Raw genomic sequence first — 9,422 nt, 5'->3', positions numbered from 1 at the left:
TGGCGGAGTGGACGGGACTCGAACCCGCGACCCCCGGCGTGACAGGCCGGTATTCTAACCAACTGAACTACCACTCCAGCTTTTACTTACAAATTGTCGAAAATTGGCGGAGTGGACGGGACTCGAACCCGCGACCCCCGGCGTGACAGGCCGGTATTCTAACCAACTGAACTACCACTCCGCATTTTCGTTGCTGTCTGAGTCTCCCCTAACAGCGGCGTGAATAATACGAACCAGCCCCTACTTCGTCAAGGGCTTTTTTGTTTTTTTACAGGTTTTTTAGTCATCTGACAACGAAAGGTTTAAAATTTCACCTGTTTTGTCATTTTTTGAGCCATTTTTTGCATCAGTTGTTTTTTGCTGATCTGATTTTTTTGCCTCGGTTGCTTTCTTTTTCTTTAAAAAAGCAAAATTCAATTTAAGTTTTATTGGTTTATTCTGCACAAAAACACGAATACATAACCAACCAATAAATAATATGACCAAATTCCCACCAATAATTAAACTAGCTATTAATCCCGTGGCCATTACTTTTGGTTTTATAACAGGCTCTGGAATATTTTCTTCCTTAATGATGCTCGCTTTTGGAATTTCTGGGATAACTTCTATCGGTCTTTCTATTTCAAATAAATAGGTTGGCAACGTAGCCATAAACTCTCTGTCATTTACTGTTGAGCCAAACACAGAAATTTCAATGTTGTAACGTCCCCATCCGTAATCTTGTAAAGCCAGTTCTCTTACTGCGGTGTTATTAGTGTCTAAGTAAAATACTTGCTCTTCATTATTGGGATAATAAATTTTCCCTTGCATGATCACGGTTTCAGGCTTTAATAACTTTTCATCAATATTTATAGTAATACGGTGATCGTCCCCCTCATCGGTTGCTTCAACTGAGGTAAAACTAAAAGGCGGCTCATGCACAACAATAGGATCTTGAACCACCCGCCTCTCTAATACATCAGTGGTAATATAAAGCTCAGGGCGCCACTCGCCAGGTGTGAAATTTAAGGTAAACTCACCCGTAAACACACCGTCTTTTGCACTTTCATCAAATCCGTAGCCATCGTCTTTAAATTCAGTAACTTGCTGTATGCCCGCTCCAAAATTTTCAAAATTTTCATTATTAGTACTCACAAAACTCACATTGAGCGATACCGCATCTTTGAAAAGATTAGCGCGAATGGGCTCGCCATCATTTAAAATCTCACCGGTTACCTTTACAGTTTCACCCTGAAAAAGAATCTTAGGGAGTGGATCAACCTTAAGTGATAGCTCACCAATTACAACAATACGGCTCTGTGGCATTATTTGGCCAATAACTTGCCATGGCCCAGGCATAGGGTTGCGAATAACCACTAGATCGTAATTTAATTCGTCGTACCAATCTAGGCTGGTGTTTCCTACCGCATTGGTTGCAAAGTATTTAGTACCATCGGGTCTAACTAAAATAACGGCAGGCGACCCAGGACGTCTAAAAAATATTAATTTTATTTCATCAATTTTGTCATCTATACGAAAACGGTTATCCAGTAACGGTATTTCATTTTGTTTACCGCTGCCTTTTAACTCTTCAACTTGTTTAACGCTGTGTGCATCGGGAATGAAGCACGCGGCGATTAAACACAGTGAAACTACTAATAGCGTTTTCATAATAGTGCCTTATTCAGCGCGCCATAAACAATGGCCGCCCTCCTTTTGTACAATGTCTAAACGTGATTGATGTGCGCTTTGCTCTGCTTCGCTTGCTGCTATAACAACCAATGGGGCTCTATCGCTGTTTAAGCGCCTAATGCCGCCCTTTTGATCTTCACTTGAGTCATCTTTATTTTGATTTAGATTTAGCTTTACTTGTCCCCCGGTCATTGCCAGGTAAACATCGGCTAAAATCTCAGAATCCAGTAAGGCGCCGTGTAACGTCCGCTTAGTGTTATCAACATCGTAGCGACGGCAAAGCGCATCCAGGTTGTTCTTTTGTCCTGGATGCAAGTCACGCGCCATTTTAAGGGTATCAAGTACCCCACAAAAACTATGGGTGTTTTGATAACCTTGATTTAATAACGCAAATTCATTATCCATATGGCCAATATCGAACGGCGCGTTATGAATAACGAGTTCTGCGCCTTTAATATAGTCAAAAAACTCTTGGGCAATATCTCGAAAAAGCGGTTTGTCACGTAAAAATTCGTTGGTAATACCGTGAACATCGATTGCTTCTTCTTCAATGCTGCGTTGTGGATTTATGTAAACGTGAAAATTATTGCCGGTTAACCGACGATTCATTAGCTCCACACAGCCTATCTCAATAATACGATGCCCTTGTTTAGGGTCGATGCCGGTGGTTTCTGTATCTAAAACTATTTGTCTGCGTGCCATATCGAATTAAGCCTGACTCTGGTATCTTTCTATAATCACTTTATTGTACATAATATCAAGGTAAAACAGTGCAAAAAACCGTAGAGATTTACACCGATGGTTCGTGTTTAGGTAATCCAGGCCCCGGTGGTTATGGTATTTTTATGATTTATGAAGCCCATGAAAAAAAATTAAGTCAAGGTTACAAACTCACAACAAACAACCGCATGGAAATGCTAGCTGCCATTGTTGCGCTAGAATCACTTAATCGTTCATGCCCTGTTACCCTGACTACCGATAGCCAATACGTAAAACAAGGCATTGAGTCGTGGATCACCAATTGGAAAAAACGCGGTTGGCAAACCTCTGCTAAAAAGCCGGTTAAAAATGTCGACTTATGGAAACGTCTCGATAAAGCCTGCGCCGAGCACGATGTTACTTGGAAATGGGTAAAAGGTCACAGTGGCCATAAATATAATGAAATTGTTGACGACCTTGCCCGTGATGCGGCCAGCGGCAACAACTTAATTGATGATAAAGGTTACCAACCGTAACCCTCAATATCGCTCTATTTTTTATTTTGCTGATAATGTTGCTTTGAGGTCTGCCTAAGCCCTACCCCTTTTATTGGCGCAAATTGTGGCCGTGCATGCCACTTAGGTTTTATTGGCGTAAGTGGCGCAACACGCTTTCGTGCCACCAGCAAATATACACTGCCCATAGGTTTTAAATATTGCTTGGTAAAGCTGCGCCAAAACGCAAACCGCGACAACCGGTTACCGCGTGCCAACGATGAATAAATAAATCGCTCATCGGCCACAATTTCAAATCCGAGTAAATTAAGCCAGTCTTTAACGCGTGCAGGGGTAAAAAAGCGCCCTGTCCACGGTAGTTTTTGACCACTAAATGGCAGTAACTGCGCCAAGCCACAAAAGCTAAACGGATTAAACCCCGTAATGGCGATATAACCGCCGGGAATAAGCGTACGATGAGCCTCACGTAATATATGATGCGGATCTGAGTGATACTCTAAACAATGGCTCATAATGCACGCATCTATACTGTGCTCATAAAAAGGCAGTTCGTCTATGTCAGCCACCACTCCGGTATAAGGGCCAGGCTCTGCAACGCATACTTGATGCTTAATGGAACTTTTGCTGGTATCTAACTCACCACTTAAATTACCCAATTTAAGCATATGATAGCCAAACATACGCGGTAGCCACGGCGACAATTTGCGTTCTATATCACAACGTAAATGATCACCATGCGGAAACTGCTGCCATGACAACGGTTTGGGTCCTTCTTGAAAACTAAAGGCTGGTTTCATTATATAAGCTCGTTATAATATTAATTAAATACCACTTTATAGAGCAACGATACATGGTGCAAGTCAAAGCAATTAAAGCCTTTTCTGATAACTACATTTGGTGCTTAACCACCGAGCATAATAACCAAGCGTGGGTGGTTGACCCTGGCCAATCTGCGCCGGTCACTGAGCATTTAGCACAGTATAATTTAACCCTAGGCGGTATTTTAATAACGCATCATCATTATGATCACACTGATGGCGTTGCCCAATTAGTAAAACAGCATCCAAACGTTGAGGTTTACGGCCCAAGTAACAGTCCATTTAAAGGAATTACACGCCCTTTAAATGAAGACCAAACGATTACCGTTTTAGGCACCTCATTTAATATTATCACCACGCCTGGCCACACACTCGATCATATTTGTTATGTTAATGATGCACTTGCCTTTACTGGCGACACATTATTTAGCGGTGGTTGTGGGCGCTTATTTGAAGGCACTCCAGAACAAATGTGGCATTCATTTAATAAACTTAGTGCACTACCGAGTGATTGCAAAGTGTATTGCACTCATGAATACACCCAGGCGAATTTGGCGTTTGCAAAAGCGGTTGAGCCACGAAACCCCGAGTTACTCGCTTACAGCCAGCAAGTGGATGAATTGCTTAATAAAGATGAAATAACGTTGCCAAGTACCATAGGCCATGAGCTGAAAATTAATCCTTTTATGCGTAGCAATTTGCCAAACATTACAGAATTAATACCAAAAAAATATTGTTTAGTTACAAAAAGCAATGAACCTTGGGAAAACTTTGCTAGTCTGAGAAAGTTCAAAGATCATTTTTAATTAGGGCCTGTTGCTCTGTTAAGGTTAAATGTGTCTTAATAACAAGAATAAAAAACGATTAGTTAATAAACAACAAGTTAACATTTTCTAATCATATTTGTTTGGAACTTTTAACGGTCATAAGTGGCAATGTTGACTCATTATGGGTAGTATTCGCCGAGTTTTTTACCCTATGTATTGGTATTTATGAATAAATCTCCTCTTTTATTGGTCTTAGCGATGGCGCTAAGCGGCTGTCAAACTCTGACAACGTTAAACACAGATTCACAAAATCAGGCACAAGACCAACTTGAAGGCGCAAGCCCAAACGATATTAACACGGCGCTGATGATGAACGCGCAATATCAACAAGTGAACGATATCGAAGAGGAAGCCCCTGTGTTTGACGATGTTTGGGAGCGTATTCGTTACCAATTATCTATCGATATTCCCCAAAATCGCCCAGTGGTCGCTGAACGTAACTATTATGCGCGCCATCAAGCATACTTAGATCGTATCTCTAAACGTGCTGAGCCGTATTTGCACTTTATTGTTGAAGAAATTGAAAAGCGTGAAATGCCAATCGAAATTGCACTTTTACCTATAGTAGAAAGTGCTTTTGACCCTTATGGCTACTCGCATCGCACCGCATCGGGTATTTGGCAATTTATGCCAGCAACCGGCGAGCGTTTTGATTTAAAACAAAACTGGTGGTATGACGGGCGTCGCGACATTGTGCAATCAACTCGCGCAGCGCTTGATTATCTCTCATACTTACACAAAACCCTTGAGGGTGACTGGCTGAACGCAATTGCAGCTTATAACTCAGGTGAAGGCCGCTTACTGCGTGCGATTAAAAAGAATCGTAAAAAGCATTTACCTACCGATTTTTGGTCACTTGATTTACCTCGTGAAACCACTGCCTACGTGCCTAAATTATTAGCATTAGCCGATTTATTAAAGCGCGCTGATGATTTTAATGTGTCATGGAAGCCTATTATTAACGCGCAAGTGGTTGAAGTGGTCAATATTGAGTCACAAATTGATTTAGCGCTGGCAGCCGACATGGCTGACATGACCCTCACCGAGCTATACAGACTAAACCCTGGATTTAACCGCTGGGCAACAGACCCTGATGGTCCACACTTTTTATTAATACCCACCGATAAAGTAGAGCAATTTACAGAAAAATTGGCTGCAACTGACATTAAAAGTCGTCTTCGCTGGCAACAATACAAAGTTAAAAAAGGTGATAGCCTGTCGGTAATTGCCAGTAAATTTGCCACTAGCACCAATGCAATAAAGTCATTAAATAAGCTTAATTCAAACGTCATTCGTGTTGGCCAACACATTTTAGTGCCGCTAACAGATGGTAAAATTAACAGTGAACATTTACCTCAGCAAGTACGCGCAGCCGCTAATAAAAGTTTGCGTACTAAGCTCTCACACACGGTAAAAAGTGGCGACACATTGTGGGACATAAGCCGCGAATACGATGTCACTATGGGTGAATTAGCTAAGTGGAATAAGCTGAAGAAAAATGCAGTGCTGCGTTTAAATCAAAAATTGGTTGTTTATAAATCAGCAAATCAGCCTAAAGAGGCAGCTAATAACACCAACCGCACTATTACTTATAAAGTGCGTCGGGGTGATTCATTAGCGCGAATAGCCTCTAAGTTTAATTTAACCGTGAGCGAGATAATTAAATGGAATGACTTGGCTGGGCAAAAATACTTACAGCCAGGTCAAAAGCTTAAACTCAAGGTTGATGTGAGAAGTAGCTAATAAACATAACCAATAAATAAAAAAAGAGCGCATGCGCTCTTTTTTTATTTGGCTTAGCTTACAATGCTCAAAGGCTGTGCGGTTTGCCATGCCCCGCGAATAAAATCGGGAATATCTATTGAGCGGCTACGCTCACTCACAGACTGGGCTGATAACGGCGAAATAACCGACCATGCCACCGTGGCCACCATTGCGCTGCGCCTCTTCACCCATTTTTGTCCATAAGGGATGGTCGTACTGCTCATACCATGCGCTCATATCATAATCCCACTCATGAAAACTTTTTGAGCCACCAGTTTCAAGGGCAATACGATTAGGGAAACCTGCAAACACGCCATTCGTGCCTTGTATTAAGTTATGTCGTGAGTACGGCCGAGGGGTTGTCGTATCGTGCTACACCATAATACTGCGCCCTTTGAGAGTTTTAATCAGCGTCGTGTTCATGTCACCGGCAATATAATTGAGCTGGTTACGGGGATGTTCGGCAGCTAACTCACGTTGCGCATAGGCGCTTCGACCAAGTGAAGGTGAGCTCATTGAGGTTAAAAAATCGAACCGATCGCCACGATTTATATTCATGTATTGCGATACCGGCCCTAATCCATGCGTAGGATATAAATTACCGTCACGTCTTGCATGCCACTGCGTTCGCCATGAGCCTGTTTTGTGCTCAAGCTCTTTCATTTGCCAGCGCAGTTCATGAATATACGCCGCTTCGCCATATAACAGCTCCCCAAATACACCTTGGCGTACCATGTTTAATACCATTAACTCGTCGCGGCCGTAGTTAACATTTTCCATCATCATGCCGTTTTTTTGCGTACGCTCTGCGGTATCGACAATTTGCCACATTTCATCAACAGTCAGTGCAAGAGGCACTTCAACAAAAGCATGTTTTGCGCTGTTCATGGTATCGATAGCCATTGGCGCATGCCATGCCCATGGTATTGAAATAATTACAATATCAATATCTTGTCGTCCGAGCATTTGTTGATAAGCGCACTCACTGCCACTATACAATGCAGGCTTTGCCACTCCCGTATCAACTAAATAATTAGCGGCACGTTCTAAAACCTCTGTATGAGTATCGCAAATAGCCACTATTTGAGTGCCTACAATGTGACTCATACGCTTTACATGGCGATACCCGCGCTGACCCTCACCAATAAACCCTACTCTCACCACATCCATTTTAGGTGCGACCAAACCGATAACGGAGCGCCCTTGTTGCATAGGCGCGCTAGTATGAACACTGCCACTAACTGCCACTAGATGCACAGCTACTAACCACACCAGCAGCGGCAGCTACACTGACTGCCTTTAAAAATCCAGACGAGTAAATTGCTTCATTACTTATCTCTTTTGTTATTATTTTTAACTTACTTAATGGCGGTTAATGGGTAAAGGGCCAAAGAGGTAAGCTGAATAAAAATAGGTTTAAAAGGGATAAAAATTCGCATTGTGTTATTGTTTGGGGTTATAGTCGAAAAAAATATTATTTCCTAACTTATTATGTCTTATATAAAAACCATCACATTTTTTTTAGTTATTGTACTAACGGGTTGCTCAGAGTCTGCAACCCCCACTTCCTCGCTCGAAAACAGTCCGGGCGTTAGTTTAAATAATATAAAGCAGCATATTAAAACCCTTGCCTCTGATGACTTTGAAGGCCGCGGTCCATTAACATTGGGTGAAGTAAAAACCGTTGGCTATTTGAGTGAACAATACAAAGCCATAGGGTTAACTGGTGCCTATAACGGTGATTTTTTACATCCGGTTAAAATGGCCATGATCACCGCAGATCAAAACATGCAATTGACCATGGGTGATTTAAGCTTTAAAGCGGGTAAAGACTTTACTGCTCGTACTAAACAATTACAGCCTGTTATTGATGTTCGCAATTCTGATGTGGTCTTTGTCGGTTATGGTATAAATGCCCCTGAATATAACTGGAACGACTACGCCAATATTGATGTAACCGGTAAAACCGTTATTGTGCTGGTAAACGATCCGGGCTTTGCCACTCAAGACGATACGTTATTTACTGGTAATGCCATGACTTATTATGGTCGTTGGACTTATAAATATGAAGAAGCCGCGCGCCAAGGCGCTAAAGCGGTATTTATTGTTCACGAAACAGCTCCTGCCGCATACCCTTGGGGGGTAGTTGAAAGCTCAAATACCGGCACTAAATACAGTCTAATAGATAACAACCTCAATGCATCTGAATTGCCCGTTATGGGCTGGCTAACACTCGATGCCACCGAGCAAATATTTGCATCAGCACACTTAAACTACCAACAATTAAAACAACAAGCACTCGGTGAGCAATTTCAAGCTAAAGCTTTGAATTTAAAAGCGACCCTTGCATTTAAAAACGAAGTGTCACATGCAAAATCACATAATGTGGTCGCAAAAATCACAGGCAGTGAAAGCCCAGATGAATACATCGTTATTAGTGCCCATTGGGATCACTTTGGCACTAAACAAACCGACAGCGGTCCTAAAATTTATAATGGCGCCGTTGATAACGCATCAGGCACCGCGGCCACCCTTGAGATTGCTCGTATAATGCAAAAAATGCATCAGCAAACACCGTTTAAACGCTCGATTATTTTTGCCAACTTCACCGCCGAAGAAACCGGTTTAATTGGTTCAGCCCAGTTTGCCTCTGGTGACGTGATCCCAACAAAGAATATGGTTGCCCTACTAAATATTGATGGGATGAACGTACTCGATAGCACCGACTATATTTTACAGTACGGTAAAGACCTCTCGACTATGGAACGCTATTTAGCTAAAGCCGCAAACGCGCAAGGACGTCAAGTTAAACTGGATCCTCGTGCGCAAAATGGCTTATTTTTTAGATCGGATCATTTTTCACTCGCCAAACAAGGTGTGCCAAGCTTACTGTTTATGAGCTTAGGTGATACCGATCCTGACTACATCACTCATAAATACCATAAAGAAGCTGACGATTACTCAGCTGATTGGTCATTAGGTGGGGTAAAACAAGATGTAGAACTGATTGTTGATATAGCCTCACAACTGGCGAATAACGGTGATTGGCCAAAATGGACAAGCGAGTCTGACTTTAAAGCTAAACGCACCGCTGACAAACAATAAATACAATTAAACATTACTACTTA

At 42.0% G+C, this 9,422-nt stretch carries 7 protein-coding genes, 2 tRNA genes and 1 pseudogene; 4 read left to right on the top strand and 6 right to left on the bottom strand.

The window, feature by feature from the left end:
- The 4 genes from MTN97_RS10250 to dnaQ all read right to left on the bottom strand — a co-directional run bounded on the left by MTN97_RS10250 (position 1) and on the right by dnaQ (position 2,373).
- Positions 1-77, bottom strand: a tRNA-Asp gene (locus MTN97_RS10250).
- A gap of 27 nt (positions 78-104) precedes the next feature.
- Positions 105-181 (bottom strand) — tRNA-Asp (locus tag MTN97_RS10245).
- A 98-nt stretch (positions 182-279) separates the two neighbouring features.
- Complete coding sequence (locus MTN97_RS10240; RefSeq protein WP_248474321.1) at positions 280-1,650, bottom strand: TIGR03503 family protein; 1,371 nt, start codon at positions 1,648-1,650, stop codon at positions 280-282.
- A 9-nt stretch (positions 1,651-1,659) separates the two neighbouring features.
- Positions 1,660-2,373, bottom strand: coding sequence for a DNA polymerase III subunit epsilon (gene dnaQ / locus MTN97_RS10235; RefSeq protein ID WP_069439989.1), 714 nt, complete (start codon positions 2,371-2,373; stop codon positions 1,660-1,662).
- 68 nt (positions 2,374-2,441) lie between these two features.
- On the opposite strand from dnaQ, the gene rnhA reads away from it, so the two are divergent.
- Positions 2,442-2,906: a ribonuclease HI gene (gene rnhA, locus MTN97_RS10230; protein WP_248474320.1), complete on the top strand. Its 465-nt coding sequence runs from the start codon at positions 2,442-2,444 to the stop codon at positions 2,904-2,906.
- Positions 2,907-2,920: 14 nt separating this feature from the next.
- On the opposite strand, the gene MTN97_RS10225 is transcribed toward rnhA, so the two are convergent.
- A complete protein-coding gene (locus MTN97_RS10225) occupies positions 2,921-3,682 on the bottom strand; it encodes a class I SAM-dependent methyltransferase (protein WP_069439990.1) in 762 nt (253 codons plus the stop codon).
- 53 nt (positions 3,683-3,735) lie between these two features.
- Here MTN97_RS10225 and gloB point away from each other — a divergent pair, with 53 nt between their 5' ends.
- Positions 3,736-4,509: a hydroxyacylglutathione hydrolase gene (gene gloB, locus MTN97_RS10220; RefSeq protein ID WP_248474319.1), complete on the top strand. Its 774-nt coding sequence runs from the start codon at positions 3,736-3,738 to the stop codon at positions 4,507-4,509.
- Between the two features lie 186 nt (positions 4,510-4,695).
- On the top strand, positions 4,696-6,273 hold the full coding sequence (locus MTN97_RS10215; RefSeq protein ID WP_248474318.1) for a LysM peptidoglycan-binding domain-containing protein: 1,578 nt from the start codon (positions 4,696-4,698) through the stop codon (positions 6,271-6,273).
- A 53-nt stretch (positions 6,274-6,326) separates the two neighbouring features.
- On the opposite strand, the pseudogene MTN97_RS10210 reads toward MTN97_RS10215, so the two are convergent.
- Positions 6,327-7,615 (bottom strand): annotated as a pseudogene (locus tag MTN97_RS10210) (Gfo/Idh/MocA family protein).
- Between the two features lie 170 nt (positions 7,616-7,785).
- Between MTN97_RS10210 and MTN97_RS10205 the strand changes: the two are divergent.
- Positions 7,786-9,399: a M28 family metallopeptidase gene (locus tag MTN97_RS10205; protein ID WP_248474317.1), complete on the top strand. Its 1,614-nt coding sequence runs from the start codon at positions 7,786-7,788 to the stop codon at positions 9,397-9,399.
- The last annotated feature ends 23 nt before the right edge of the window (positions 9,400-9,422 follow it).

The organism is Pseudoalteromonas sp. 2CM36K (assembly GCF_023161865.1).
GTDB classification, from domain to species: Bacteria; Pseudomonadota; Gammaproteobacteria; order Enterobacterales; family Alteromonadaceae; genus Pseudoalteromonas; species Pseudoalteromonas tetraodonis.
Note: the sequence above shows the minus strand (reverse complement) of the source record. Positions and strands in the feature narration are given on the sequence as shown.